The sequence below is a fragment of the Chryseobacterium gambrini genome (genome assembly GCF_900156825.1).
Classification (GTDB): Bacteria; Bacteroidota; Bacteroidia; order Flavobacteriales; family Weeksellaceae; genus Chryseobacterium; species Chryseobacterium gambrini.
Genome location: NZ_FTOV01000013.1, coordinates 1 through 25,612, shown reverse-complemented (window position 1 = coordinate 25,612; position 25,612 = coordinate 1). Strand labels below are relative to the sequence as shown.

At 35.9% G+C, this 25,612-nt stretch carries 25 protein-coding genes; 9 read left to right on the top strand and 16 right to left on the bottom strand.

Annotated elements, in window-relative coordinates:
• Window positions 1–62 precede the first annotated feature (62 nt).
• Window positions 63–539, top strand: coding sequence for a DUF7832 domain-containing protein (locus BW951_RS18190; protein WP_076395351.1), 477 nt, complete (start codon window positions 63–65; stop codon window positions 537–539).
• Window positions 540–776: 237 nt separating this feature from the next.
• Here BW951_RS18190 and BW951_RS18185 read toward each other — a convergent pair whose 3' ends face one another.
• Window positions 777–1,640, bottom strand: coding sequence for an AraC family transcriptional regulator (locus BW951_RS18185; protein ID WP_076395349.1), 864 nt, complete (start codon window positions 1,638–1,640; stop codon window positions 777–779).
• A gap of 160 nt (window positions 1,641–1,800) precedes the next feature.
• Here BW951_RS18185 and BW951_RS18180 point away from each other — a divergent pair, with 160 nt between their 5' ends.
• On the top strand, window positions 1,801–3,003 hold the full coding sequence (locus BW951_RS18180) for an MFS transporter (RefSeq protein WP_076395347.1): 1,203 nt from the start codon (window positions 1,801–1,803) through the stop codon (window positions 3,001–3,003).
• 51 nt (window positions 3,004–3,054) lie between these two features.
• Here the strand turns inward: BW951_RS18180 and BW951_RS18175 are convergent, their stop codons facing one another.
• Window positions 3,055–3,399 carry a mannan-binding lectin gene (locus tag BW951_RS18175; protein WP_076395345.1) on the bottom strand — a complete coding sequence of 115 codons (345 nt, stop codon included), beginning with the start codon at window positions 3,397–3,399 and terminating at the stop codon, window positions 3,055–3,057.
• A 176-nt stretch (window positions 3,400–3,575) separates the two neighbouring features.
• Complete coding sequence (locus BW951_RS18170; protein ID WP_076395343.1) at window positions 3,576–3,956, bottom strand: SpoIIAA family protein; 381 nt, start codon at window positions 3,954–3,956, stop codon at window positions 3,576–3,578.
• 111 nt (window positions 3,957–4,067) lie between these two features.
• On the opposite strand from BW951_RS18170, the gene BW951_RS18165 reads away from it, so the two are divergent.
• Window positions 4,068–5,273 (top strand): NAD(P)/FAD-dependent oxidoreductase, encoded by a 1,206-nt coding sequence (locus tag BW951_RS18165; protein ID WP_076395341.1) that lies wholly within the window; start codon window positions 4,068–4,070, stop codon window positions 5,271–5,273.
• Between the two features lie 214 nt (window positions 5,274–5,487).
• Here BW951_RS18165 and BW951_RS18160 read toward each other — a convergent pair whose 3' ends face one another.
• The 4 genes from BW951_RS18160 to BW951_RS18140 form a co-directional block, all read right to left on the bottom strand.
• Window positions 5,488–6,672, bottom strand: coding sequence for a VWA domain-containing protein (locus BW951_RS18160; RefSeq protein WP_076395339.1), 1,185 nt, complete (start codon window positions 6,670–6,672; stop codon window positions 5,488–5,490).
• An 11-nt stretch (window positions 6,673–6,683) separates the two neighbouring features.
• Window positions 6,684–7,358, bottom strand: coding sequence for an SIMPL domain-containing protein (locus BW951_RS18155; protein WP_076395337.1), 675 nt, complete (start codon window positions 7,356–7,358; stop codon window positions 6,684–6,686).
• Window positions 7,359–7,619: 261 nt separating this feature from the next.
• The gene (locus BW951_RS18145) at window positions 7,620–7,973 is read right to left on the bottom strand and encodes a hypothetical protein (RefSeq protein WP_076395333.1); all 354 of its coding nucleotides are present in this window, start codon (window positions 7,971–7,973) and stop codon (window positions 7,620–7,622) included.
• 123 nt (window positions 7,974–8,096) lie between these two features.
• Window positions 8,097–9,482 carry a vWA domain-containing protein gene (locus BW951_RS18140; RefSeq protein WP_076395331.1) on the bottom strand — a complete coding sequence of 462 codons (1,386 nt, stop codon included), beginning with the start codon at window positions 9,480–9,482 and terminating at the stop codon, window positions 8,097–8,099.
• A gap of 208 nt (window positions 9,483–9,690) precedes the next feature.
• Between BW951_RS18140 and BW951_RS18135 the strand changes: the two genes are divergently transcribed.
• The 4 genes from BW951_RS18135 to BW951_RS18120 all read left to right on the top strand — a co-directional run bounded on the left by BW951_RS18135 (window position 9,691) and on the right by BW951_RS18120 (window position 13,755).
• Window positions 9,691–11,394 carry a tetratricopeptide repeat-containing sensor histidine kinase gene (locus tag BW951_RS18135; protein WP_228427564.1) on the top strand — a complete coding sequence of 568 codons (1,704 nt, stop codon included), beginning with the start codon at window positions 9,691–9,693 and terminating at the stop codon, window positions 11,392–11,394.
• Between the two features lie 7 nt (window positions 11,395–11,401).
• Window positions 11,402–12,118 (top strand): PA3715 family protein, encoded by a 717-nt coding sequence (locus tag BW951_RS18130; RefSeq protein WP_076395327.1) that lies wholly within the window; start codon window positions 11,402–11,404, stop codon window positions 12,116–12,118.
• A gap of 43 nt (window positions 12,119–12,161) precedes the next feature.
• A complete protein-coding gene (locus BW951_RS18125; RefSeq protein WP_076395325.1) occupies window positions 12,162–12,896 on the top strand; it encodes a LytR/AlgR family response regulator transcription factor in 735 nt (244 codons plus the stop codon).
• A gap of 319 nt (window positions 12,897–13,215) precedes the next feature.
• Window positions 13,216–13,755, top strand: coding sequence for a lipocalin family protein (locus BW951_RS18120; protein ID WP_076395323.1), 540 nt, complete (start codon window positions 13,216–13,218; stop codon window positions 13,753–13,755).
• 65 nt (window positions 13,756–13,820) lie between these two features.
• Here BW951_RS18120 and lipA read toward each other — a convergent pair whose 3' ends face one another.
• Complete coding sequence (gene lipA, locus BW951_RS18115) at window positions 13,821–14,687, bottom strand: lipoyl synthase (protein WP_076395321.1); 867 nt, start codon at window positions 14,685–14,687, stop codon at window positions 13,821–13,823.
• Between the two features lie 107 nt (window positions 14,688–14,794).
• On the opposite strand from lipA, the gene BW951_RS18110 reads away from it, so the two are divergent.
• Entirely contained in the window at window positions 14,795–15,427 is a 633-nt protein-coding gene (locus tag BW951_RS18110; protein ID WP_076395319.1) for a hypothetical protein, read from the top strand.
• 258 nt (window positions 15,428–15,685) lie between these two features.
• Here the strand turns inward: BW951_RS18110 and BW951_RS18105 are convergent, their stop codons facing one another.
• The 7 genes from BW951_RS18105 to BW951_RS18075 all read right to left on the bottom strand — a co-directional run bounded on the left by BW951_RS18105 (window position 15,686) and on the right by BW951_RS18075 (window position 21,777).
• A complete protein-coding gene (locus BW951_RS18105) occupies window positions 15,686–18,199 on the bottom strand; it encodes a M1 family metallopeptidase (RefSeq protein ID WP_076395317.1) in 2,514 nt (837 codons plus the stop codon).
• A gap of 15 nt (window positions 18,200–18,214) precedes the next feature.
• Window positions 18,215–18,433, bottom strand: coding sequence for a hypothetical protein (locus tag BW951_RS18100; protein WP_076395315.1), 219 nt, complete (start codon window positions 18,431–18,433; stop codon window positions 18,215–18,217).
• A gap of 4 nt (window positions 18,434–18,437) precedes the next feature.
• Window positions 18,438–19,757: a serine hydrolase domain-containing protein gene (locus tag BW951_RS18095; RefSeq protein ID WP_076395313.1), complete on the bottom strand. Its 1,320-nt coding sequence runs from the start codon at window positions 19,755–19,757 to the stop codon at window positions 18,438–18,440.
• 81 nt (window positions 19,758–19,838) lie between these two features.
• On the bottom strand, window positions 19,839–20,144 hold the full coding sequence (locus tag BW951_RS18090; RefSeq protein ID WP_076395311.1) for a hypothetical protein: 306 nt from the start codon (window positions 20,142–20,144) through the stop codon (window positions 19,839–19,841).
• Window positions 20,141–20,383: a hypothetical protein gene (locus BW951_RS18085; RefSeq protein ID WP_076395309.1), complete on the bottom strand. Its 243-nt coding sequence runs from the start codon at window positions 20,381–20,383 to the stop codon at window positions 20,141–20,143. The genes BW951_RS18090 and BW951_RS18085 overlap by 4 nt, the downstream gene beginning before the upstream one ends.
• 44 nt (window positions 20,384–20,427) lie before the next feature.
• On the bottom strand, window positions 20,428–21,222 hold the full coding sequence (locus BW951_RS18080) for a thymidylate synthase (RefSeq protein ID WP_076395307.1): 795 nt from the start codon (window positions 21,220–21,222) through the stop codon (window positions 20,428–20,430).
• Between the two features lie 114 nt (window positions 21,223–21,336).
• On the bottom strand, window positions 21,337–21,777 hold the full coding sequence (locus BW951_RS18075) for a hypothetical protein (RefSeq protein ID WP_076395305.1): 441 nt from the start codon (window positions 21,775–21,777) through the stop codon (window positions 21,337–21,339).
• A gap of 626 nt (window positions 21,778–22,403) precedes the next feature.
• On the opposite strand from BW951_RS18075, the gene BW951_RS18070 reads away from it, so the two are divergent.
• The gene (locus tag BW951_RS18070) at window positions 22,404–23,870 is read left to right on the top strand and encodes a hypothetical protein (RefSeq protein WP_076395303.1); all 1,467 of its coding nucleotides are present in this window, start codon (window positions 22,404–22,406) and stop codon (window positions 23,868–23,870) included.
• Window positions 23,871–24,027: 157 nt separating this feature from the next.
• Here BW951_RS18070 and BW951_RS18065 read toward each other — a convergent pair whose 3' ends face one another.
• A complete protein-coding gene (locus tag BW951_RS18065; protein WP_076395301.1) occupies window positions 24,028–25,377 on the bottom strand; it encodes an alpha-amylase family glycosyl hydrolase in 1,350 nt (449 codons plus the stop codon).
• Window positions 25,378–25,612 lie beyond the last annotated feature (235 nt).

Genomic DNA, 25,612 nt, shown 5'->3' with positions numbered 1-25,612 from the left:
ACGGGCAATATAAATTGATTTTTTCTATTTTTGGATAAAATTGTTTAAAACTATCATTCAATATGTCTAAATATGATGATGCTTCATGGCATTACGGCAGCGATTTTCCTGAAGAACTTCCAATAAAAAACGGAGCAACCCACACCGGAATGTTTCTGAACTGGTGTATTAATAACGATTTCATCTCGGAAGAATTTAAAGAAGATCATGAAGAAGAAATTCAAAGTTTAAAAAGAAGAGAAATTACCGGCGCTGAATTCATCATGGATTTCATGGACGGAAAGTTTTCTGAATATGATCTGAACGAAACAGGAAATGCTTTTGCCCATGATTATTACAAAGACGACACGGATTTCGGAAACCGATTCAGCTCTTTCGCAGATGATTATGTGAATTTATTCGATACAAAAGCGGAAGAGCATGATTACGAATATGAAACATTTTATCACATCGAAGATACGTACGAAAATTATGATCTTATGAAGCAGGTTATCGATTATCGTTTTGAGGAATGGAAAGAATATAAAGGATTGGTTTAAAATAAATATCAGTAAAATAATCGTCTAAACTTTTTTACCGCGAAAGATCTAAAAGATTTTAATACTTTAGTTGTTTAAGTTTACTACTTAAATGGAAAAAAGAGCACATAAGTTTAAAAAAAATCAAATATTTTTTCTCTTTGCTGACTTTTGAAATACTTTAAATTTAAATAAATCCAATAAAGTCTTTTGTCTCTTTTGAGGTTAAATTTAAAATGAATTTAAACAAACTTAGTTTTAAACTGCACTACTTTCAACCCTGCTCAGATGTTTTTTCTTAAAGGCAGAAGGTGTTTCTCCGATGTATTTTTTAAATAATTTATTGAAATATGAAAGGCTTTCAAAACCTACCTGAAAGCAGACTTCCGTTACACCGGAATTTTGCAGCAGTAATAATTTCGCCTGATTGATCCTGTAATTATTGACAAAATCTGTAAAGGTCATATTGGTCTGCTTTTTAAAATAACGGCAGAATGCGGGAGTGCTTAAATTCACGTTTTCTGCGATAATATTTACGTTGGGATTTTGGTCATAATTTTCATGAATATAATCGTAAATGGTTCCCATCCGGATTTTATCATTTAAAAACCACTTGATGCGGGTGTCTTCATTATTCAGTTCTTTTACTTCGGCGGAATCTGCAAGAATCTGCAAAATTTCGATCAGCCCTACAAAAGCATGAAAAGAATTTTCGTTTTTTATCTGGTGTAGTTTTTCAACAACTTTTTGTTTCGTTTGTCCGGAAAAGGATAATCCCAGATAAGAACGTTCCAACAGGTTTTTAATGTTTTCAAATTCCGGAACAGGCATAATGTATTCCTGAAGAAAATTTTCGCGCATCTGCAAAACCATCTGTCTGCATTCGGTCTGAATTTTATAATCAAAATTAAGGTGAGGAACATTGGAACCGATGAGCAATAGATCGCTGTCTTTGAAGTCTGAAATATTTTTACCGACGTGACGGATTCCGTTGGAAACTTCTACGTAAACAAGCTCTATTTCAGGATGATAATGCCAGAAGAAACAGTTTTTAAGGGATGGTGAAAACAGCTTAAAAGATTTTCCTTCTTCAAATTCAATATTTTCTTTCTGAATTTTCATTATGTTCTCTTTTGATTAATATTTAATTCAAAATTAATTAAAAAAGTTAATACAGAGCAAAAATGAGTCATCTCCGTTAAAGTATAAATGATTATTTCTATCGATTTTTGCACTTTAAAAGAAACAATAAATTATTCAGGATCGTTAAAAGGATTTTAAAATGAAGATAGATAAAAGAATAATACCGTTGGCAATAGGCGGTCTTGGAATCGGAACCACCGAATTTACCATTATGGGGCTGCTTCCCGATATTGCAAGAAGTTTACAGATCAGCATTCCGGAAGCGGGACATTTAATCTCGGCTTATGCTTTCGGAGTGGTTGTAGGAGCTCCGATTTTAATTGGATATTCTGTAAAATTTCCGCCAAAAAAGGTTTTGATTGTTCTGATGATGATTTTTACCCTGTTTAATGCATTATCGGCAATTGCTCCGGATTATAACACGATGATGATCATCCGTTTCCTTTCCGGACTTCCGCATGGAGCATTTTTTGGAGTGGGAACTGTGGTTGCCACCCGATTAGCCGCAAAAGGTAAAGAAGCGTTCTATATTTCGCTGATGTTTACAGGACTTACGGTTGCGAATCTCGCGATGGTTCCGCTGGTAACGTATATCGGTCATGCATTTCACTGGAGATGGTATTTCGCCATTGTTGCTGTGATCGGGTTATTTGCCTTATTATTTTTAAAACTCTGGCTGCCTATGCTTGAAACCAATGAAAATACTCACTTCATGGAAGAAATGAAATTTTTGAAGAAAAAGCAGTCATGGATGGTTTTGATGATTACTGCGATTGGTTTTGGAGGATTATTTACATGGTTTAGCTACATTACGCCTTTGATGACCATTGTTTCGGGGATTAAAGAAAATCAGATGGCATATGTGATGATTCTCGCCGGAGCCGGAATGGTTGTAGGAAATTTAGTCGGCGGATATTTGTCTGACAGACTGAGCCCTGAAAAGACCTTTGTTTTATTACTTTTCTTAATGATGAGTTCTTTAGTGGGCGTATTTTTCCTTTCAGAATATCAAACGGTTTCATTGGTACTGACGTTTATCTGCGGTGCACTGTCGATGTCGGTTGCTGCACCGATTAATATTATGATGATGAAAGCCGCCCCTAAAAGCGAAATGATGGCTGCTGCTTTTATGCAGGCCGGATTTAACTGTGCGAATGCTTTGGGCGCGTTTTTGGGAGGAATACCGCTGGAAAACGGTTATTCTTTCAACTATCCTTCGTTGGTGGGTGTGGGAATGACGTGTATCGGATTGATGATTGCATTCAGATACAAACAGTTATACAGTTCACAAAAAAAGGAAGAAAAAGAAATTATAGCAGAATGTGTTTCCTGCGATCAATAAAAGAATCAGCAGTTTCCTCCGGAAACTGCCGATTTTCATAATTTTAATTTTTTAGAATTTAAATGTGCATCCGCAAACGCTCATTTTACCTTCTACAACGGTAGTCCATTGTCCGTTCCACGTTCCTCCGTAAGACGCGCAGATTGCAGGACAAACTTCTTTAGCATCTTCGTTGCTCCAGATAGGACCGGCCAAAACATCTAAAGTGTACTCGGAGTCTCCTGTAGGCTGAGTATTCAGTTCAACGCCGATTACACTCATCTGTCCTTCAACAATGGTAGTCCATTGTCCGGTAAACTTTCCTAAGTGTGCTGCCGCGATACGCGGACCTAATTTTTGTGCTTCGTCATTGCTCCAAAGTGGCCCCGCAATGATGTCTAATTTGAATGTTGACATAATTTTTAGTTTTTTGTTTGTTTAACATTACAAATATAGTCACAATAATGAGAAATATTCTACGTAGAATGTACCAAATTGATAATTAAGTATTTATACTTACCATTTAATTTTCAGATCAATAAAAAAGGCTGCCTTAAAAAGACAGCCTTTCCGTTGTTTTTATAATAAGCAGATTACGCTTCTACTTCATTTCCGTTTTTGCACCAGTACAAAGCGTTGTACAGGTTACCTTTCGGGAAAGATTTGAATTCTCCCGGCATCAGTACACTGAAAATTTCAGTAAAATTCTGTACATGCTGATTGTCGGTAAGAATTGCCGCCCTGTTCCATTTGGTTAGATTCTTCAGTCCTAAAAGAGCGTCTTCCAACCATGCACCGGCTGTAAAATTATCCAGATCTGTATCGATATACATTAAATAATTTAGTTCTCCAAATTGTTCAATCTTTGCTTTTACACGAGGAAAAACAAGATTCTCAAAATCTTCTTTCGTTACTGCTCCTGTTGCATTAAAAGCAGCAACATTTTCCGGAGCCTCTGGAATAATCGTTATCATATTTTTATTTTTAATGTGGTTTGATTGAAGGGTGAAAACAAATATTAAACCAATATTAATTTTAGATGAATAAAAGGCGCAATTATTGTTTATACAGAGAAAAACAGTACTATGGATCTTAAATCTAACGAACCTTTCTGGCTTTTGAAAAACGGATTGATTTCTTCATATCCTTCTTTAAAATCCAATGAAGAATGTGATGTGCTGATTATCGGAGGCGGCATTACAGGAAGTTTAGCAGCCCACCAAATGATGGCTGAAGGGTACAAAACAATTCTTATTGATCAACGCGAACTCTGTAACGGAAGTACTTCAGCAACTACTTCCATGCTTCAGTATGAAATAGATGTTCCTCTTTTTGAACTTATTGAAAAGATAGGAAAAAAGGGAGCTGTAGCAAGTTATAAGGCATGTTCGGATTCTATTGATAAGCTTGAAAAGTTAGCCGGTGAAATTAAGTCGGGTTCAGGATTTAAAAGAAAAAAATCTCTGTATTATGCTTCCAAGAAAAAGGATGTTGCATGGCTGAAGAAAGAATTTAACGCAAGAAAAGACGCCGGTTTTAAAGTAAAATGGCTTGAAAGTGATGAGGTTTCAAAACAATTCGGATTTAAAAACACATACGGCGGAATTTTATCTGAGCAGGGAGCAAGTATTGATGCATTTAAGTTTGCACATGAATTATTTAAGCTAAATGTAAAAAAAGGTTTACAAATTTTCGACAAAACAGAAATGACAGATGTTGAATATTTTAAAGGATATAATTTAATTACAGTAGATTCCGGTTTTCAGATCAGGGCTAAAAAAATCATTTACTGTATCGGTTATGAAAGCAAAAATTTAATAAAAGAACATTTTGTCAGTCTGAAAAGTACCTATGCTCTTGTTTCGGAAATTGATAAGAAAAAATTTAAAAATATCAGCAATACTCTGGTCTGGAATACTGATGAGCCTTATATGTATATGCGGACAACGGATGATGGAAGAATGCTAATCGGAGGCGGTGACGAAGATTTTTATGATGCTGAAAAACGGGATTCGCTTTTAGATAAGAAACAGAAGGAGATTTTAAAAACGTTGAAGAAAATAAAACCTGATTATCATTTCTACACAGATTTTGTCTGGGCAGGAACTTTTGGAGAGACCAAGGATGGGCTGCCTTATATCGGGGAACATCAGGATTTTAAAAATTCTTATTTTATACTGGGTTTCGGAGGAAACGGAATTACGTTTTCCGTGACGGGAATGGAAATGGTTTCTCAATTTATGAAAGGTAAAAAGCATCTGCTTTCAAAGTATTTTAAATTTGGGAGATGATTTTGAAATTTTTCAGTTTTTCGGCGAAGGCTAAGCCTTCGCCGAAAAACTGAAAAAAACTCGCGGCAATGTTGCCGCGAGTCTACACACTCAAAATATTTGTTGTTCAGAAATTTTGAAAACAACACTTTTGCCTCATTGCATTAGCTTTAATGGTTATTAGTTTTTAATCACTTCTGATATTTAAATTTAATTTCTGCTGATAATCTTTCAGTTAGAGGCTATAGCCGTTTTTCTTTGCCAGTTCCAGAACAGACCTTTCAATTGCTTTTCCAAGATCATCGGCTTCAGAATTTCCTCGTTTTTTCATTTCGGCATCAATGAAATCCTGTCTCTTTTTAGACAATACTTCAATTTCTTTCTGAATTTTTTCTCTTTCGGCAGATTTTTCGGCAACCGCTTTTTTAATTTCCTCTTTGCTTTTGCCTTTCAATTCGGCAGGAAGTTCTTTAGCTTTTACGTCCGACATGAAGTTCACATCCTTTTCAGCGCGGTCTACCAAATCCCAATGATCGTTTTTATAGGCATTTTTCTTAGATTTTGCGACCGTTCTTTCCACGGCGTTGGAAACCGACTGCACTTCGGCATTTTTGTCCTGAAGCATCTGTTTGTTTTTAAATTCCGAACCGTGACTTCCGTAATAAATGTAGGTGTCATTCAGTTTGGTGTTGCATTCTGAAATTCTGACATCATAGGGAGTTTCTATATAAATTACTTTCTGGTCGCTGTCGATATTGAAATATTTCCCTTCGCCCAAAGAAGCGCCGTTTTGCCAGAAAGTCTGTATTCCTTCATCGCGGCTTCCGCAGAAAATTGTGTTGGTATAAATATTCTTTCTTTTGGCAGTTGGAATCACTTCTTTATAGCTGATTTTTCCCTGATCGAAAGGCTCGTTTCCCGCAATATAAATCAGCTTCATGCTTTGGTTATTCTCATCCCATTTCAGATTCATCGAGGCATCACGGATCACGGCTCCGCAATATTCGCTTCCGCCGTTGGTTCTCAAAGCAAACAGTTTTTCCGAAACCAGATCCAGATCCTGCGTTAAAGGAGTTACCTGCCGGATGTAATTTTCATCTCGTAAACCGTCATTTCCGTATTCATACAAAGCAATTTCCACTTGTGGCGCTTTGCCGTTGTATTTTAAGGTCGTTAAAGTATTCACGATATTCCAGAGTCGGGATTTTGCCTGATCGATCAGTCCGTCCATGCTGTTGGAAGTGTCGAGAAGCAATGCCACCTGAATTTTATTTTCTTTAATCTTTATTTCTGAAGGTTTATCGACATTCTGAACCACTGTTCTCTGAACCGCCGGTTCTTTATATTCAAATTTTGAGTTTTGTACCCCGAATAAAGCGGCGGTTCCGGCTGCTAATGTTAAAATTTTAAAAGCTGTCATGATTTTGTGTTTTAAAGGATTTCGTATTTTGTTTTAATGCTGTATTTCAGCTTGATGTTATCAATATTTTCAAAAGAATAATCTACATTGGAATCTGCTGCCTCAAGCTGGATATTGGATACTTTTGCTCTGAAGTTCATCGGCATGATCATATCACTGGTATAGTCTTCAATTTCTACGATCTCAAGCGGAGTTCCGGTTCTTTTGCCCATACTTTCCAGAAGATAGTCGGCTTTTTCCTTTGCCGCTTTCAAGGCATTGATTTTTACGGTTTTTCTGAAATCTGTAATCTTTGTATTTTTAATTTCTGAAATATTGATGCTGTTGACCCACTTTTGGTTCAGGCTTTCAAAAAGATTTCCGATATCCGTCTTTTTTGTTACCTTAAACTGAAAATCTTTCGTAAAAAGTTTGGTTTTGGAATAAATATTCTGATACATCGATTTGAATTTGATGTCTTCGTTTTTTACGCCATTGCTTTTCAGGATTTCAAAAAGCTGTTTCTCGTTGTCTGCCAATTGATTTTTGTTATCTCCTTTAATTCCGAGATTGAAAATAATTTCATCCGGCTCTACTTCCATTTCTGCAATTCCGGTTACTTCAATAAAGTTTTTCTTTGTTTCCTGTGCGTTGATCATACCTCCTATCAGAAATAATCCGATCAGTAAAAAATGTCTCAGTTTCATAATTTTCTTTTTTTAATTTTAAACTTCTAGAGTAAAATTACGCCGATTTCAGAGTGAAAATCGGGAGACTTGGTGAAATGAAGGTTTGGCTTGGTGAAATCAAAAAAATTAGAAATAATGATCATTTTAACGCAATGTTTGCAAAGATTTTCATTGAAATTACTGTGAATATTCTTCGTTCGCAACGGCACTGCGGTCAGCAAATGATAACTGAAACTAATGTTTATAATGAATAAAAAAAACAGTCCTGAAAAGAACTGTTTATCTGTTGGTAAGAATAATTGATTTTCCGCTTGGCGTGACGAGTTTTTTCACCTCAGAAAAAAGTTTGGTTCGGATGATGAGCTCATCATCATTTTCTGAAATGGTGTAGGTTTCGGAAGTTACAAACGCATCGTCGATATCATGCTCAAAAAGTTTGGTAGAACCGGACTGATCTACCGAGTAAAAATCTACTTTGTAATCATTAAGTCCGGTCTGATAAAATTTGTAAACAATTTTTTCATTGAGATCGCTGGAAATGATCTTGGTTTCAATGAAATTGTTCTGTTCAAGAAACGAACAACTCTGCAGGAATAATACAGGTAAAAGAAAAAAGTAAAACTGTTTTTTCATAGTTATGTTTGGTTTTAGCAAAGGTATGTATTGCTAAATGGTTGATTGTTAACAGAATTTCAATTTTCATATTACAATTTTTTCATATAAGAGTTGATAAAGAATTGAGATTGCCCAAAAGATCTAATAATAGGATCTTGTATTCTTTCCGGATGAATATTTTAAGGCGATATTATAAATTCTCTTCAGATCTTCGTCGTTTTTATCGCAGAAAGACTGATAATAACTGATGATGTTTTGCATGGATTTTTTGCTATTTCCCATATTGGTTTGTGAAAAATCTTTTGCTGCTTTTTTGAGTGCTGTCGTCATTTTAGCAATCTGAAAATTTTTCTTTAATTCTTGTTGAGTTGTTTCCGTCATTTCATCATATTCTTTTTTAGAAGAAATATTTTTCACTTCATCATTCTTTTCATAAACCAAAGAAGCCGTAATTGAAGAATTTTCTAATTCATTTTTCTCAACTTCCATCAGGAAAATCTGGGTTTGTCCGCAATCTAAATTTTCAAGTTCTACTTCTATTTCATGATCAGAAATATATTTTGGCTGATAACCGTAAAATGTTTTAATGTTCATTCCTTCAGGAAGATTGATCGTTAGTTTCGGCTTTTTTCCAATATTGTATAAAAGGCTTTCCAATTCATCTTTAAAGGTCTTTTGAATATCTTCTTCTACATCTCCGATAAAATAATTGGAGCCTCTTCCGTAAGTGGCGATTCTCCGTAACAGATCAAAATCCAGTTGTTGCCCGACTCCGATGGTACTGATGTCTATTCCTTTATCGTTAAATTCTTTCGACTGTTTCAAAATTGTTTCAGGATCTGTAATTCCGGAATTTGTCATTCCGTCGGTAAGAAGAATTACTTTGCTGTTGTAGTCTTTGGTATTGTGTTTTTGCGCTTCCGAATAGCCCATCATCATTCCCGAATGAATATTGGTGGAACCCGAAGGATAAATACTTTCAATAATTGCATCTAAATTTCCGGCAACATCTTTTATTTTTGATGATTTTAAAACAAGATTCGCAGTATCATCAAATTTTACAATGGAAATGAGATCTTCAGGTTTCAATCCTTTTACAAAAACTTTCAGTGCCGTTTTTACTTTTTCAAGTTTTCCGCCACCCATAGATCCGCTGTTATCAATGACCAGAGAAACATTTGCTTTGTTGGAGTTTTCTCTAGCCGATACATTTTGCGTTGCAAGACCGATTTGCAGTAAAAAATTGTCGTCCGAATTCAGAATTGTATTGTCATAATCAATGCTTAAAGCTACTTCATTTTTCTTCGGAATTTTAATCTGATGTTTGTGGTAATTCATAAAATCTTCTACAATAATCGTGTTTTCATTAAGAAATCCACTTTCATTTGCACTTGAAAGACCGTTGCTCACTGTATGGGAAACAGAGCCTGAAGAAACTCCTAACTGCGCTTTTGAGATATTGAAAAGAAATGTTGAAGAGAAAAGGTAAATCAATGTACTTCTGTTAAGAAAAGATAAATTTTTCATGATGATTAAATTTGAATTATACTACAAACTTAGCCTCATAAATCCCGCAGAAAATACAAAACTTGGTGAATGAAGAATTTCACTTGGTGAATAATTTTTTGCACATTATATATATGTATATCTTTGTTTTATGAAAATGTGTCATCTTTTCGCCATCTTTTGTTTACTCATCTTTGGGAATATCTTTTATGCTCAAAGCAACAAAACTGTGGAAGACATCCAGTTTCAGACGAAGAAACTGAAGAAAGCGGTCGATACAAAAGACGAATCTTCACAGGCAGATTCTTACTACAACATCGGAGAATCGTTTTTCAACAACGGAAATTTTCAGAAAAGTGAAGAATATTACACCAAAGCAAAAAATATCTACGAAAAATTAAACGACAAACCGAATATTGAAAAGGCAAGCCGAAAACTGGCACAGTCTCAGGAAAAGCAGAATAAAATTTCTCCCGCCATCAGCAATTACAACAGAGCGGCAGAAGTAAGTTATTCTAAAAGCCGTGCCTTGAATTCCAATGACGTGACGAGACTTTCCGTAAATTCTGCGGAAGCTAAAGAGGAAGCCATTCAGAACAATATTCAGCTTAACGAGAAGGAAAAAGACAAAGGAGGCGAACTGGCTGCGAATTACACGCAGATGGCGGATATTAATATTCAGCAGAATGATATTCCAAAAGCGGAGGTTAATCTTACAAACGCCTATAAAATTTCTAAAAAAGAAGCGCCGCAACAGGCACTGGAAATCAATCAGAAATTGACGGATTTTTACGTTGAAAATAAAAATTTCGACAAAGCGATTGAAGCAAAAAAGACCGTTTTAAAAGAAAATTTCGTTAAAGAAAATTCAAAAAAACAGGTAGAACAGATCCAGGAGCTTGCCGATATTTACATTAAAAAAAATGATCCGAAAGAAGCCATCGATCTTTTAAAAAAATCATACGGAATCGCGCTTGAAAAAGGTCATACACTGGAAGCGCAGAAAAGCGTAAAAAAGCTCGACAGTCTTTACAACGTTTCTGAAAATACAGATGCTTCGGTAAAATTGTACCGCGATTTTCTCGGAAAACTGCCGGATCTGGTTTCAAAAGACAAAAGTCTGGTTGATGAAAAAATCCTTGAAGATACCGAACAGAGAATTGCCCAACTGGAAAAGGAAAAACAACTGAAAGATGAACTCATCCGAAAGAAAAATGTTTTCAACTACAGTTTGATTTTTGCATTGATTGTTTTAATCGGGTTAATTATTTTCATTTTCAGAACCCTTAAAAAAGTTCAGATCAAGAATAAAAAAATCGCTTTGCAATCGCTGCGCCGCGAGATGAATCCGCATTTTATTTTTAACAGCTTAAATTCTGTGAATCATTTCATTGCCACCAATAATGAACTGGAAGCCAACCAATATTTAACCAAATTTTCAAAATTAATGCGCGGCGTAATGGAAAATTCCACTGAAGATTTCATTCCTTTTCAGCAGGAGCTGGATTTATTACAGAATTATCTGGCGTTGGAAAAAACACGTTTTGCCGATAAATTCGATTATGAAATTCATGTAGACGAAAGTTTAAACACTCAAAGTCTTAAAGTTCCGGGAATGCTGGTTCAGCCATTTTTAGAAAATGCGATATGGCATGGTTTACGTTACAGAACAACCAAAGGATTTTTGAACCTCAGCTTTGAAAAAGAAAACGAGCAGCTCAAAATAACCGTTGAAGACAACGGAATCGGGATCGAAGAAAGCAAAAAACAGAAAACAGAACATCAGAAAACAAGAAAAGGTCGTGGAATGAAAAACACCCTCGAAAGAATCGATCTGTTAAACGATCTGTATAAAAAAGAGATTTCCTGCACGGTGAAAGATAAAGAAAATAATTCCGGTGTTTTGGTGATTTTGAAATTGAATTTAATGTAACCACTGAATGAAGAGAAAAATTTTAGCCTTTGTATTTTTAATTTCATCTTTCATGATGTTCGGACAGGAAATCAATTCTGCCCGTTTTGAAACTATTGTTAAAGCACTGAAAATAAACAGATCACAGATCAGAACAGAATTTTACGCAGAAAAGAAAATGCCGAATGAGAAAGATTCTTACCTCGTTGTATTGCCTATTTTCGATGGACAAGAGGACGAAGGAATGTATACTATAAGAAATTACATCCTGATTACCGATGAAAAAGGAAATATTAAAAATAAATATTACGATCCTGAAGAAATTACTTCGGATGCAATAGGATTAAGCGGAATAACAATTGATACAGGTTTATATACAGTCAGGAAAGACATCCGTGCTTTCGGAATCAGAGTCAGCTTTCGGGGACAAAGCCAGCCGAATCCTTATTCAACAGAAGAGCTTTCTCTTTTTTATAGGGAAAATGGGAGCCTGAAAAAAATTCTGAACAGATTCGAAGTGTATTCGTACGGCGGAGAATGGGACACAAGATGTAATGGAGCGTTTCATGAGACCACTTCCACAATAGTTCTCGACAAAAAAACAACCGCTAATTTTACAGATCTTATCATCAAGACACAAAATATAAACAGGAGAACAAAACTGATAAAGGGCGATTGTAAAGACTTTGAAACCTCAAAAACAACTTTCAAAACTTTAAAATTCTCTAGCGGAAAATATCAATAGTTTTTTCCCGCAACCTAAAATCTGCCACCTAAAACCTAAAAGTATGAAAATAAAAGCTGTAATTGTAGACGATGAACTTATTGCAAGAGATGTTCTGAGGAATTATCTTACAAAATACTGTCCTCAGGTTGAAATTTTGGGTGAAGCCGAAAATATCAAAGAAGCCGTTCCGTTGATTGCCGAGAAACAGCCGCAACTGGTTTTTCTGGACGTTGAAATGCCTTTCGGTAATGCTTTTGATGTCCTGGAAGCGACCAAAGACTTTTCCTACGAAACGATTTTTATTACCGCTTTTTCGCAATATTCTTTACAGGCTCTTAATAAATCGGCAAGTTATTACATTTTAAAACCTATTGACATTCAGGAACTTATTTTAGCGGTTAATAAAGTGGCAGAAAGTCTGGAAAGCAAAGAAGAACTTAACCGGAATAAAATCCTACTCGAAAATTTAAAATTAAAACCCGAAAAACAACAGTTGATTCTCCCGACTTTGCAGGGTTTCGATGTGGTGAAAACGGAAGACATTGTAAGACTTCAGGCGGATGGAAATTTCACGCAGGTGTATCTTACCGATGGTTCCAAAAAAATGGTCTGCCGTTTTTTAAAGCATTTCGATGATTTGCTGGAAAATCCTTTTGTAAGAGTTCACCGTTCACACATCATCAACACAAGTTTTGTAAAATCTTACCATAAAAGCGGAACGGCAACACTTTCCGACCATACGGAAATTGAAGTTTCCGGAAGTTTCAAAGACAATTTTCTGAAAGTTTTTTCTTGATTTTTGGGCAGCTTAAAACTTCGTTTGTAAACTTCGATAAAAGCCTTCACTTTTCTCTCATTTATGCCTTCCGCTCCCGCTTTTTTGTTTTACAAAAAGAGTTTCGCTCAAGTCGGGCTGCAAAGATTCAACATTAAAAGAATTGACTTATCCATTTTATCAATAAAGGCTTCGATAAGCTTCTTACAATGTTAAAATATTGCGGTTAGTATTCGAAATGTCACCCTGAGCTTGTCGAAGGAATTATTAGAAAACTGCTTACCAATCGTTCAGGCATCATTTTTGAACTTTTCAGGACGACTACAAAAATATTTCTATTATGAAGACTTTTCAGAAAATAGCAATCCCTGTCTCTCTGGGTATTTTAGGATTATTTATTCTCAATTCATGTTCCGTAGGAATTCCCAAAGGAGCAACGGCTGTGCAGAATTTTAATGCAGATAAATATTTGGGAACATGGTATGAAATAGCCCGTTTCGATTACAAATTCGAGAAAAACATGGATAATGTAACAGCAACCTACTCTAAAAACCCGAACGGAACCATAAAAGTAGATAACAAAGGCTACAACTACGTTAAAAAAGAGTGGAAGGAATCCATTGGTGAAGCACGATTCGTTGGAAAAGAAACGGAAGCACGTCTTAAAGTATCGTTTTTTAAGCCGATCTGGGCAGGATATAATGTGGTAGATATCGACGATAATTATCAGTACGCTTTGGTCATGGGAAACAACCTTGAATATCTTTGGATTCTGTCCCGAACAAAAGAAATCCCTGAAAGCATCCGCCAGAGATTTTTAGAAAAAGCAAAAAATGTAGGTTATAATACAGATAAATTAATCTGGGTTAAACATAATTAATCTGAATTAAAATATCAGACAAAACCAAATAAAAAATCGCTCCAAAAACGGAGCGATTTTTTATTTTAATGAATATGTTTTTCTGCGTGATAAGAACTTCTTACCAAAGGTGAACTTTCAACATGTCTGAATCCTAAACTTCTTGCAAAATCCCCAAATTCATCGAACTCTTCGGGAGTAATGAATTTCTTTACAGGAAGGTGTTTTTTTGTAGGCTGTAAATACTGTCCTAAAGTAATTACGTCCACATTTGCGTTTCTGATGTCTTCAATCGTCTGGAAAACCTCCTCTTTAGTTTCTCCCAAACCAAGCATTACACCTGTTTTTGTTCTTCTCTGTCCTGCTTCTTTTAAATATCTTAAAACCTCAAGACTTCTTTCGTATTTTGCCTGAATTCTCACTTCTCTTGTCAGACGTTTTACCGTTTCCATGTTGTGAGAAATTACTTCCGGAGCTACATCTACCAATCTGTCGATGTGTTTTGTGATTCCCTGAAAGTCCGGAATCAAAGTTTCCATTGTGGTTCCCGGAGAAATTCTTCTTACTGCATTTACGGTTTCTGCCCAAAGAATAGATCCCATATCTTTCAGATCATCACGGTCTACAGACGTTAAAACAGCGTGCTTTATCTTCATTAATTTGATGGAACGTGCCACTTTTTCAGGTTCGTCCCAGTTTACATCCATCGGTTTTCCGGTTTTTACCCCGCAAAACCCGCAGCTTCGCGTACAGATATTTCCAAGGATCATGAAAGTAGCTGTTCCTTCTCCCCAACATTCGCCCATATTCGGACAGCTTCCGCTCTGGCAAATGGTATTTAATTTATATTTATCAACCAAAGTTCTCAGTTCTCGGTAGTTTTTTCCGGTAGGAAGTTTTACACGAATCCATTTTGGTTTCTGAACGGTAGTATCCTGAACTAAATTCTCCATTTATTTCTCAAATTGAGGTTCAAAGTTAGTGATTTTTTTATCGAAACAATCAAAGACAGGCATTGATGAAACACATAATTTCGTAATTTTAGAGTACAAAATATCTTATGAAGACTACATTCTGCATTGCAGCCCTTATTTTCAGTACATTCTGTTTTGCGCAGAAAGAATTTCAGCCGAAAAATTCAAAGATCAATGAAACTGTTGAGGGTGATCTTGACGGAGATAAAATCCCTGAAAAAGTATTAGTTTATGATATTCCGACCAACGGCGATTCCGGAGATCTCCGCGAAATTCAGATTCTGAAGAAGGTAAATAATAAATGGACTGTTTTGGAGAAATCCCAAAAAGCAATTCTGGGCAGTAAAGACGGTGGAATGATGGGCGATCCGTATCAGGGAACCGAGATAAAAAACGGGATTCTGGAAATTAGCCATTACGGCGGAAGCAGTTGGAAATGGGGCGGTACAGACAAGTACAGATTTCAGAACGGTCATTTCGAGCTGATAGGCTTTTTCTCTGAAAGTGGAAAACCAGAAGAATATTGGACAACAGTAGATTTTAAACTTTCCACAGGTAAGATTATTTATGAAAAGGAAGTCGTTAACAAAAAAGAATACGGAAATTCGAAGAAAGAAGTTTTCATTAAAAAAGGAATGAAAATCAATCTGCAAAACAGAAATCAGGAAAAAAGAAGAGAAATTCTGATTCCCAAAACAAAGGAAAAGATTTATATCTGATGATATTAAAGTAAAAAAGCACCTCTTTGCAGAAGTGCTTTTTTAATAAACTTGTTTAAACTTTTTTACCACAAAAGAAGCAAAAGATTTAAACACTTTAGTTTCTTAAGTTTAATCATTCAATGAAAAAAAGAGCACATAAAAGATTTTTCTCTTTGCGGACTTTTGAAATATTTTACATAAATCCAATAAAGTCTTTTTTACCTTTTGCGGTTAAATTTAAAATTAGTTTAAACAACTTCAATATAATTTTAAAGGTTATTTAAAATCTTCAATGGATTTGTTGATCGCATCGATTTGCTTATTGATGCTTGCTGCATTTTGAGGATTCTGCTTCAGAAGTTCCATTTTTTTGGCAAGACCGTCTTTCAGCATTTGGGAGATCATCATTTTCGCCTGAGGATTGTTCCCGATCTGTCCTTTTGCCTGATTCAGCATTTTGGTGATGCTTTCTGTCGCTTTCAGATTATCAGAACTCATAATCCAGTTGTAGCCTTCTTCCGCACTTTTGCCCAGTTCAGGATTCTGGAATTTAATGAAGGGATAAAATGCGGCTACCTGTGCAATATTAGACATTTGAGAAGTTACCTTATTTTTAACTATCACCGGTAAAAGTTTAGACAACAAATTTTCAGGAGCGCCTTCCAGATCAATTTTATCTGCTAAAGCACTTGCTTTTGCGGGATCTATTTCAACAATAGCGCTCACCGAGCTTCCTTTCACCGCGTTTGAAACTGCATTTACTCCTTTTTCGAAAACCGGAAGGTATTTTTTATCTTTTGTTTTTGCCAGAGCTGAAATCGCTGCAGCCTGTACTAAAGTTTTAGGATCATTAGAAGCTAATTTTTCTACTTCTGCTCCCATTGCTTTAAATTGCTCAGGATTTGATAAATCCATTAACTGCAAAGCTTTTATTCTTGTTCTGAAGAATGGATCTTTAAGAGCGGCTGCCAATAATTTTGTAGCTGCCGGATTTTTTCCCACCTGATCTTTGATTCCGCTTACTGCAAGATATCTGCTTTTAAATTCTTTTGATCCCGCATACTGCATTGCATATTGCTCCGGCGTTTTGGTATCGGTAATGTCTGCCACCAAAATTCCGTCGGCATTAATATTTATCAGATCGGCATTTTTAGAAACATCAAAATTAAAGGTATTTTTGGCTTCTGCATTTACCCACACATTGTATCTTTTCGGCTTTCCGTTATCATACACATCGATTGCCAGAGGAAACTGGAACGGCTGATCCTGCGTCTGCTCTATGGTTACAGCAACCTGTTTTTTAACCGGTTCGAACGTGTAAGAATATTTAATTTTAGGGTTTCCGTGCCCGAAATACCACTGATTGAAGAACCAATTTAAATCTTTTCCTGAAGCTTTTTCAAAAGATAATCTTAACTGATGCGCTTCTGCGTTCTGATATTCATACGTTTTAAGATAGTCGTTCATTCCTGCGAAGAAAGCATCATCTCCCAGATAATTTCTCAGCATATGAAGAATTCCGCCTCCTTTCTGGTACGTTACCAAATCGAAAACATCTTCACGGGAATCATAATTGAAGCGGACAAGATCTTTATCAAAATTTCTCGGCGTTGTAAGGTACATATTGACATCTTTCATCTGATGATAATCTGCCTGATCTTTTCCGTATTTGTATTCGTTCCAAAGGTATTCGGAATAATTGGCGAAAGATTCGTTTACCGTAAGATTGCTCCAGCTTTCTGCCGTTACGAGATCCCCGAACCATTGGTGAAACAATTCGTGGGCAATGGTATCTTCCCATGTATTTTCGTCGATGAGCTGTCCCGGTTTCTGCAAAATATCGCTTCCGTGTAACGTTGCCGTTGTATTTTCCATTGCTCCGCTTACGTAATCTCTTCCGGAAATCTGAGCATATTTCGACCATGGGAAATCGTAGCCTAATTTTTTAGAGAAAAACTCGATCATTTCCGGAGTATTTCCGTAGATCTGCTTTGCATATGGCTCGTATTCTTTCTCAATATAATAATCTACCGCAATATTTTTCCATTTATCCTTCACAATAGCGTACTCTCCCACTCCCATGAAGAAAAGATAGGTAGAATGTCTTTTATCCATCACCCAATGATCGGTTCTTAAACCGTTTGCTTCTTTTTGAGAATCTTTCAGCAATCCGTTGGAAAGGGTTACGTATTTATCAGGAACCGTCATGTAAATTTCCTGCGTTGTTTTCTGGTTGGATTTATCAATGGTCGGAAACCAGGCTGAAGAAGATTCCGTTTCACCCTGCGTCCAGATTTGTGTTGGCTTATCCGGATCTGTTCCCTGTGCGTTAATGAAATACAGACCTTTTGCATCACTGATGGCTGCACTTCCCTCCTGTTTTACTTCATTCGGACGTGCTGTATATTTAATGTAAACTGTGTAATCCTGATTTTTCTGATAGGTTTTGTCTAAAGTAATTTTTAAAACATCATCCTTATAATCATACTTTAAAGGAGATTTTTTTCCATTGATATCCAATGCGACTTCATGGATCAGCATTCCTTTTGCATCAAGCGTCAGTTCGTTGGTCGGATAGAAAAAAGGTGCGGCAGTAAGCCATTCTTCCCCGTTCATCTGTTCTTTCTGATAATCGAAATTTACTTTTAGCTTCGTGTGTTTCAGCTCCGTTACTTTGGTATGAGTGGCTCTGTATACTTTTTCTCTTCCCGAAGTTTCGGTTTGTGCGGCTGCATTTGCGGAAAATAAAATTCCGCCCAGTAAAGCAATCGATAAAATGGCTTTTTTCATTATTTATTTCTTAAATTATTTTTTAGTTAAAATATCAAAAATATCGTTTACCAATGTTTCGTAATCTCCTTTTTTGAACTGTTCTTTGGTTTTGGCAAAAGCTTTTTTCAGCTCACTTTCCGGATTTTCTTCGTCGATAATTTCTATGGATTCTATGCCTTTCATCTGAAGAATTGCATTTTTCAGTGCTTCAAGATCGGCAGTTTCTTCGGTATTTATTTTTAAATATTTCATTGTTTTATTCTTTTGTAAACGTATTTTTTGTCCCTCCCTGAATAATGACAAACTGTTTTTTTGCCGGATAGAAATCGATCACAATTCCTGCCATATCAAATTTAAAGCTTGTCTCGGAAATTGCTTCTAAAGGGAATGCACTTTGTCCTGTTGCCTGAGCCATGAGTTTTTTATCTTCAATAAAAATGGTAATCTTTAACGGGATACCTTTGCTGGAATAAGTTCCTGTAAACTTCTGAAGATCATTCTCGGAAATTTCATAGGTTTTAAAATTGGGTATTTCGAAATCTTTTCCCATGGCTGTTTCAATCATTTTGATGGAAATTTCATTGGTATCCATTTCCGACTGATTGGTGCTGAAAGCGGTGGCAATTTTCAGATCCGGAAAATAAAACAATGCAGAACTGAAGTTATCTATTCCTCCTGTATGACCAAACCCGGAATAGTTGTCGAAAGGAACTTTCACCAAACCATATCCGTAATCATCCACAAAAGTTTTCATTTTTTCAAGACTGGATTTTTTCACCAATTTTCCATTTTCGAGACCAAGAATAAAAGTGAGGAGATCTCTTGGAGTAGAGATGATATTTCCTGCTCCAATCGGAATACTCATATCCGTTTCAGATGAAGCTACATATTTTCCGTTGATGTATTGGTACGCTTTTGCCTGATCTTTCGATGGATCTATTTTTCCTCCAACTTCTGTAAGCGTTAATTTTAAAGGTTTTGTAATTTTATCTTTCAGCAAAAAAGCATACGGTTTTTTGTAAATTTTTTCGAGAATAAAACCGAGCAGAATGTAATTAGAATTGCTGTATTCGTGTTTTGAAGCGGGTTCAAAATCGCTTTTGTATTTTTTTATAATGCTGATTAAGCTGTTCTCAGTCTGAGGTTTGGTGTTATACTGCCAAAACTCGGCTTCACTGGTCAGATTATGAATTCCTGTTCTGTGCTGCAGTAAATTTTCGATGGAAATTTTTTCAGCATTTGGAATTTCAGGATAAAATTCTGAAAGTTTCTGATCTAAGGAAATCTTTTTTTCCTCAAAAGCTTTCATGATTAAAACGGCAGTAAATGTTTTACTGATTGATCCGATCCGGTATTGGGTATTTACATTCGCTTTCTGATTTTTCTCAACATCTGCAAATCCTACAACTTTCACAAAGGTAGGACGGTCGTTTTCTGCAAAGGCAAAGCTTCCCATAATTTTGTGATGTGCATACAAAGAATCTATGTAAGCGGCTAATTTTTGCTTCACATTAGCCTGAGAAAATGCAGTCGTTGAAAGACTGATGACAGACAGGAAAAGTAACTTTTTCAACATACTTTTGAGATTTGCTGAATGAGTTGAAAAATTTCAGGAGATGTTACAAAAAAAGTGAAGTTTTCGGCTTCACTTTATTCTTTATTTACTGAGAAAATATTTTAGCCTTACTGGATTTTGTCTGCAATGCCAGAATAATTTAACCACTATTTCGTTGGTTTTAATTTCATACATCATCTTAATCTGATTCTTGCCGATAAGGGTATACTTTATATCAGGAAAATTTTCTAAAGATGGATGCTTTACAATATTGTCTTTTATTGTCTGCCTGAATTTTTTAATATCGTTTTCTAAAACGGCAATTTCTTTTGCAGTCCATTTAGAATTTAGAAAATCTATAATTTCACTCAACGATATTCTCGCTGTTTCTGAAATTGTTATTTTCATTTTTTATGAAAAATTTCATTTAATAAATCGTCTGTTAATTCCTGAGTTTTCCCGTTTTTATAGTCATTCTCACTTTGCTCCATTACTTTTGCAAAATATTCGGAACTTTCAATTTCCTCCCAGGAATAGGTTTTATGATCTTCTGAAACTTCAATATGGGTAATACCTTTTATCTGCGACAAAAGTTTTTTAATGAAAGCCACATCTGCATATTCGTCTAAACTGATTTTAATTTCCATACATTTTGAATTTAGATCAAAGTTAATGATATTATGGCAACATTTTAAATCGCAACAGGCGCTTTAATTCCCGGATGCGGATCATAATTTTCCAGTGTAAGATCTTCAAAATCGAAACTGAAAATATCTTTAATTTCAGGATTCAGCTTCATGGTAGGAAGTGGTCTTGGTTCTCTGGAAAGCTGTTTTTTAACCTGCTCAAAATGGTTGTTATAAATATGAACATCTCCAAAACTGTGAACATAATCTCCAACTTCCAGATCGCAAACCTGCGCAACCATCATGAGCAATAACGCATAGCTTGCAATGTTAAAGGGAACTCCCAGAAAAACATCGGCACTTCTCTGATACAGTTGAAGCGAGAGTTTTCCATCCGCCACGTAAAACTGAAATAATGCGTGACACGGTGCTAAAGCCATGTTCGGGATTTCAGCAACATTCCATGCGGAAACGATAAGTCTTCTGGAATCCGGATTTTTTTTAATCTGATCGATAACGTCCGTAATCTGATCCACGATTTTTCCATCTGCTCCGTTCCAGCTTCTCCACTGCGCTCCGTAAACCGGTCCAAGATTGCCATTTTCATCTGCCCATTCGTCCCAGATTGAAACACCATTGTCCTTCAGATATTTGATATTCGTGTCTCCTTTCAGAAACCATAGCAATTCGTAAATAATGGATTTCAAATGCACTTTTTTGGTGGTTACCAAAGGAAAACCTTTCGATAAATCATATCTCAGCTGATAGCCGAAAATACTTCTCGTTCCGGTTCCGGTTCTGTCGGTCTTGTCGGTTCCGTTGTCTAAAATATGCTGTAAAAGGTCTAGGTAATTCTGCATGTTGAAGGATTATTTTGAGTGTCAAATTTAGAAAAATCTTAATGATTTTCTGCTATCATAAGTTAGGAAAAAAGTAGTAATGAATGTGAACAGATTTTATGATTCAAAGAAATTTCACTTTACTTCTACAATCTTCTGAGTGATATTATTGACAGAAAAATTCTGGTTTTCACTTAATCCATGCATTGCTTTTGCCAAAGGCGATTCTGTGGAAATCGTCATGATTTTCTGGTGATCTATCACAATTTCTCCCGCCGATGCAGAAATATAGAAAAGTCCTTTATCCGTTTTTACTAAGGCTCCGTTTTGCACTTTTGATGATGGATCGGATGATATTTTCTGCACAATAGATTGCTGGTTTAACGATTCGTTCAGTTGCCTTTGCAGATTATTGATTTCCTGCTGAAGCATTTCTCGCCCGGTCTCATATTTATCGCCCATTGAGCTTTTGGTATCATTATTTGAAGCGCGCGTTTCCTCGATCAGTTTTTCAAGTTTCTGAATTTTTTCAGCAATTCTGCTTTTTACGGCTTCCAATATTTTTGATTTTTCCATCTACAAAGCTTCATTTTAAAATATTCTTCTTCAAATGTATTAAATAAAATTAATCTGATCATGATTATTTTTTAACATAACATGATAGAAAAATTTTAAAATAGAATGTTTAAACTCATTTAAATTTGTTTATCTGTTACTCATTATAATGATTAATTATGACAAATTGCGGACTACCATTAACCGCAAAGCAACCCTATTATTTTATTGAGAAATAAAGCAAAGATATTTTTGGCAGAGACGAATGATGAAGTGGTCAATTAATAGCAAATGTAATCTGCTTCCCTTTGCTTTGCTTAAAATATTAACTCTGAAAACATAGACTTTGCGTTTGAAACTTACAGTTAGAATTATACTGAAAAGTATAAACACCTTTATAAATAAAATCAGTTGAATTATTTGCATTGATATTTTCCTTTTAAGTCGAAATCAATTTCAGATTATTTTTTCGAATCAATTTTTAATATTTAACATAATATTATTTTAAACATTAAAAATCTACCTTTAAAGCCAAAATAAAATATTAAAAAGCGGTTAATTATTAAATATTCTTTAAATTATATTCATATTTATTATTAAATAAACAATAACCCATATATTTGCGCACAAAATTTTATTAAAATACCATGACAAAAAAATTATTCGCTATTGCATTGATTTCGAATTACTGCCTGTTTTTTTCTCAAGTTGGAATTAACACTCCCAATCCGCATCCGTCTTCGGCTCTTGAAATATCTTCCGACTCCAAAGGATTGCTTCTTCCAAGACTTACAACCGCATCCATTAATAATCTTTCTTCGTCTGCCAATGAGGGACTAATTGTTTTTGATAAGGAATTAAAGTCTTTTGTAGGCTGGGATGGAACAAAATGGATCAACCTCGGATATGAGGAGATTAATACGGTTCCCACAGCAACGAATCTTGTAATCGGGGGCAACCTTTCTGTCGGAGCTTCTCTTACAGGAAACTATACGTTTTCAGATGCTCAAAGCAACCCTGACAATGCGAGTACATTTATCTGGAAAAGAGCTGATGATAATTCAGGGACAAATGTTATAATCATTCCTGCTGCAAGTGCACAAAACTATACTTTGGTTGCAGCTGATCTTGGGAAATTCATCCAATTTTGTGTAACACCGGGCTCTACCATTGGAGCTTCACCGGGTTTACAAAAGTGTTCTGCATGGGCAGGTTCTGTAATTGCCAATCAAGCTCCTACAGTTAGTAATGTATCAATTTCCGGAGCAACCAATACCGGGCAAACTCTCACAGGAAACTATACATATACTGATATTGAAGGTAATACCGAAGGGACATCAATTTTCAGATGGACAAGATCTGATGATGCATCCGGAACAAATGAAACGACGATATCTGGTGCTACTGCAAAAACATATGTCTTAGGAAATGCAGATGCTACAAAATACATTAAGTTCTATGTAACTCCGGTTGCTACGGCAGGAACAACAACAGGAAACGAAACAGGTTCAGGTTATGTGGGCTCTGTGGTTCTGACTCCGGTTGCTTTAGGAAGTTGGGATACCTCGAGTATTGCGGGAGGAACAGGTAATTTCGGTCCTTCACCTTGGAACGGAACTTTAGCTACAGGAATTCAGAGTGCTAAAATTGTAAGAGATAGCGGAGCTACCCAATCCGGATCCGGATCTGCCGGAGCTTGGGGTTCAGATGGTCTCAATTCAACTTCTCAGGCATTAGCGGAGGCAGCAAATGATACATGGACATTTGAATTTGTACCACAAACGGGGAAAAGCTTATCGATTACTTCTATAGAAGCATACAGTTTCAGAAAGTCGGCAAGCGGTCCTAAGAACGGTCAATACCAGTATAAAATCGGTACTTCAGGAACGTGGACAGATATTTCAGGTGCGGTAATCTCAGGAATCAGTGGTGCATCACAAACAACTGCCAATCAATCTGCTATAGATTTATCCGGAATAACAGCTTTACAAAATATTACTGTTGACACTCCGGTTTCCATAAGACTTGTTTTATGGGGAGCTACTGCAACTACCGGAACAGCTTATATGGGATATACTAACCAAACCATTAGCATTAAAGGTTTTGCCCAGTAAAATTATAATATGCAAAAAAATAAAACAACAGGCTGTCTATGACAGCCTGTTGTTTTTAAGTTTGTTTAAACTTTTATCTAACCATAAAAGGGAGTGTGTTAATATGCAAATTATTTTTTTTAATTTGCTTAAACAGGTATTTTATTAAAATTTAAACCTATTTTTCAAAAACCGCGTAATCTCCGGGTTTAAAATTAAAATCTTTTCCGTTACTGAAGTCTCTTTTTGTCTTTTCAAAAACATTCTTAAAGCTTCCTGAAAGATGTTCGTCTTCGATAGAGAAATTTACAGGATCTTTGGACATATTGAGAACAACTAAAACTTCATCGTTTCCGTTTTTCCTTATATATGCTAAAATTTTATCGTTAGCGGTTGTGTTGAGAAGATACGTGGTAACATTGGAATCACCTCCTCTTAGTGCCGGATTTGAAGATTTTAAGTTGAGGAGTATCTTATAAAAATCTGCGTTCTGATAAACGTTGCTCCATTTGATGACATCTTTTTCAAAAAACTCCAGACGCTTCATATTGGGTAATTCCTGACCGGAATATAATAACGGAACGCCATTCCAGGTTGCAGAAAATACAGCCATCGGTTTTGTGATCACTCCATATTTTTCATATTCTGTTCCGTTCCATGAGTTTTCATCGTGATTGGTTGTGAACCAAGCCCTCATTGAACTGTCTCCAATCGCCGAATATTTTCTCAGAAGATCCGTAAGTTCTGAAAGCGGCTCATTTTTTTTGTAGTAATCTGCGGATTTGTGCATCCATTTCCAAGAGTAGCTTGCATCAAAAACTTTCCCGTATTCCGGACTTTCGAGTTCATCGAATTCGCCCAGCCAGAAAAGTGGTTTTACTTTTTCTACTTCAGGACGCGCCTGCTGCCAGAAATCTACCTCAACCCAGGAAGCAAGATCGCAACGGAATCCGTCGATATTGGTTTCTTTTACCCAGTATTTCATGGCATCAATCATTGCAAGACGCATTTCTTGATTTTTATAGTCTAATTCGATGATATCATCCATTCCGGAAGCGATATGAAATTTTCCGTCCGGATCTTTTAAATAGAAATCGGGATGGGTTTTTGTCCAGATATGATCCCAACCGGTATGGTTTGCAACCCAGTCGATAATCACTTTAAAGCCTAATCTGTGTGCTTCATTCACCATGTGTTTGAAATCATTCAGAGTGCCGAATTCGGGATTGATGGAGGTATAATCTGAAGCGGCATAAGGACTTCCCAGACTTCCTTTTTTATTTTGCTGTGCAATCGGAGTGATCGGCATGAACCAGAGTGTTTTCACACCCATTGATTTGAGTCTCGGCATTTCTTTTTCGAATGCTCTGAAGGTTCCTTCTTTTGTATATTGTCTTACGTTTACTTCGTAAATGTTTGTGGTGTGTTTCCAGTCTTTAGGTAAATCCGTCATGTTTTTTACAGCTTTTTGAGAGGTGCAGGAAAGAATTCCCAGACCTGTTACAGCGATTAAAATTAACTTTTTCATTAATTCTCTTTTAACAAAAATAGGGATTGTGATCGGAAAAACAGAACCCTGAACATTGAATTTTAAAAGGAAGGTAAAATTATATTATGCAGTAAATTGTATTCTGACCTGTTTTGTACAAATGTCTGAAACCTTAGCCGCGATGTTCTATGTTAATACGCAAATTAATCAGGTTAAAATTTTAAAGTTTTTTTGATAATCTGGTTGATAAGCCATTTTGTTTTTTACCACACCG

Bases quoted from the DNA above. Each gene is read 5' to 3' on its own strand.
- BW951_RS18075 (WP_076395305.1), bottom strand. From the start codon at position 21,777: ATGGAAAAATCAAAAATATTGGAAGCCGTAAAAAGCAGAATTGCTGAA.
- BW951_RS18190 (WP_076395351.1), top strand. From the start codon at position 63: ATGTCTAAATATGATGATGCTTCATGGCATTACGGCAGCGATTTTCCT.
- BW951_RS18110 (WP_076395319.1), top strand. From the start codon at position 14,795: ATGAAGACTACATTCTGCATTGCAGCCCTTATTTTCAGTACATTCTGT.
- BW951_RS18080 (WP_076395307.1), bottom strand. From the start codon at position 21,222: ATGCAGAATTACCTAGACCTTTTACAGCATATTTTAGACAACGGAACC.
- BW951_RS18085 (WP_076395309.1), bottom strand. From the start codon at position 20,383: ATGGAAATTAAAATCAGTTTAGACGAATATGCAGATGTGGCTTTCATT.
- BW951_RS18095 (WP_076395313.1), bottom strand. From the start codon at position 19,757: ATGTTGAAAAAGTTACTTTTCCTGTCTGTCATCAGTCTTTCAACGACT.
- BW951_RS18175 (WP_076395345.1), bottom strand. From the start codon at position 3,399: ATGTCAACATTCAAATTAGACATCATTGCGGGGCCACTTTGGAGCAAT.
- BW951_RS18180 (WP_076395347.1), top strand. From the start codon at position 1,801: ATGAAGATAGATAAAAGAATAATACCGTTGGCAATAGGCGGTCTTGGA.
- BW951_RS18140 (WP_076395331.1), bottom strand. From the start codon at position 9,482: ATGAAAAATTTATCTTTTCTTAACAGAAGTACATTGATTTACCTTTTC.
- BW951_RS18160 (WP_076395339.1), bottom strand. From the start codon at position 6,672: ATGACAGCTTTTAAAATTTTAACATTAGCAGCCGGAACCGCCGCTTTA.
- BW951_RS18120 (WP_076395323.1), top strand. From the start codon at position 13,216: ATGAAGACTTTTCAGAAAATAGCAATCCCTGTCTCTCTGGGTATTTTA.
- BW951_RS18145 (WP_076395333.1), bottom strand. From the start codon at position 7,973: ATGAAAAAACAGTTTTACTTTTTTCTTTTACCTGTATTATTCCTGCAG.
- BW951_RS18100 (WP_076395315.1), bottom strand. From the start codon at position 18,433: ATGAAATATTTAAAAATAAATACCGAAGAAACTGCCGATCTTGAAGCA.
- BW951_RS18090 (WP_076395311.1), bottom strand. From the start codon at position 20,144: ATGAAAATAACAATTTCAGAAACAGCGAGAATATCGTTGAGTGAAATT.
- BW951_RS18170 (WP_076395343.1), bottom strand. From the start codon at position 3,956: ATGATAACGATTATTCCAGAGGCTCCGGAAAATGTTGCTGCTTTTAAT.
- lipA (WP_076395321.1), bottom strand. From the start codon at position 14,687: ATGGAGAATTTAGTTCAGGATACTACCGTTCAGAAACCAAAATGGATT.
- BW951_RS18165 (WP_076395341.1), top strand. From the start codon at position 4,068: ATGGATCTTAAATCTAACGAACCTTTCTGGCTTTTGAAAAACGGATTG.
- BW951_RS18065 (WP_076395301.1), bottom strand. From the start codon at position 25,377: ATGAAAAAGTTAATTTTAATCGCTGTAACAGGTCTGGGAATTCTTTCC.
- BW951_RS18130 (WP_076395327.1), top strand. From the start codon at position 11,402: ATGAAGAGAAAAATTTTAGCCTTTGTATTTTTAATTTCATCTTTCATG.
- BW951_RS18105 (WP_076395317.1), bottom strand. From the start codon at position 18,199: ATGAAAAAAGCCATTTTATCGATTGCTTTACTGGGCGGAATTTTATTT.
- BW951_RS18155 (WP_076395337.1), bottom strand. From the start codon at position 7,358: ATGAAACTGAGACATTTTTTACTGATCGGATTATTTCTGATAGGAGGT.
- BW951_RS18070 (WP_076395303.1), top strand. From the start codon at position 22,404: ATGACAAAAAAATTATTCGCTATTGCATTGATTTCGAATTACTGCCTG.
- BW951_RS18185 (WP_076395349.1), bottom strand. From the start codon at position 1,640: ATGAAAATTCAGAAAGAAAATATTGAATTTGAAGAAGGAAAATCTTTT.
- BW951_RS18125 (WP_076395325.1), top strand. From the start codon at position 12,162: ATGAAAATAAAAGCTGTAATTGTAGACGATGAACTTATTGCAAGAGAT.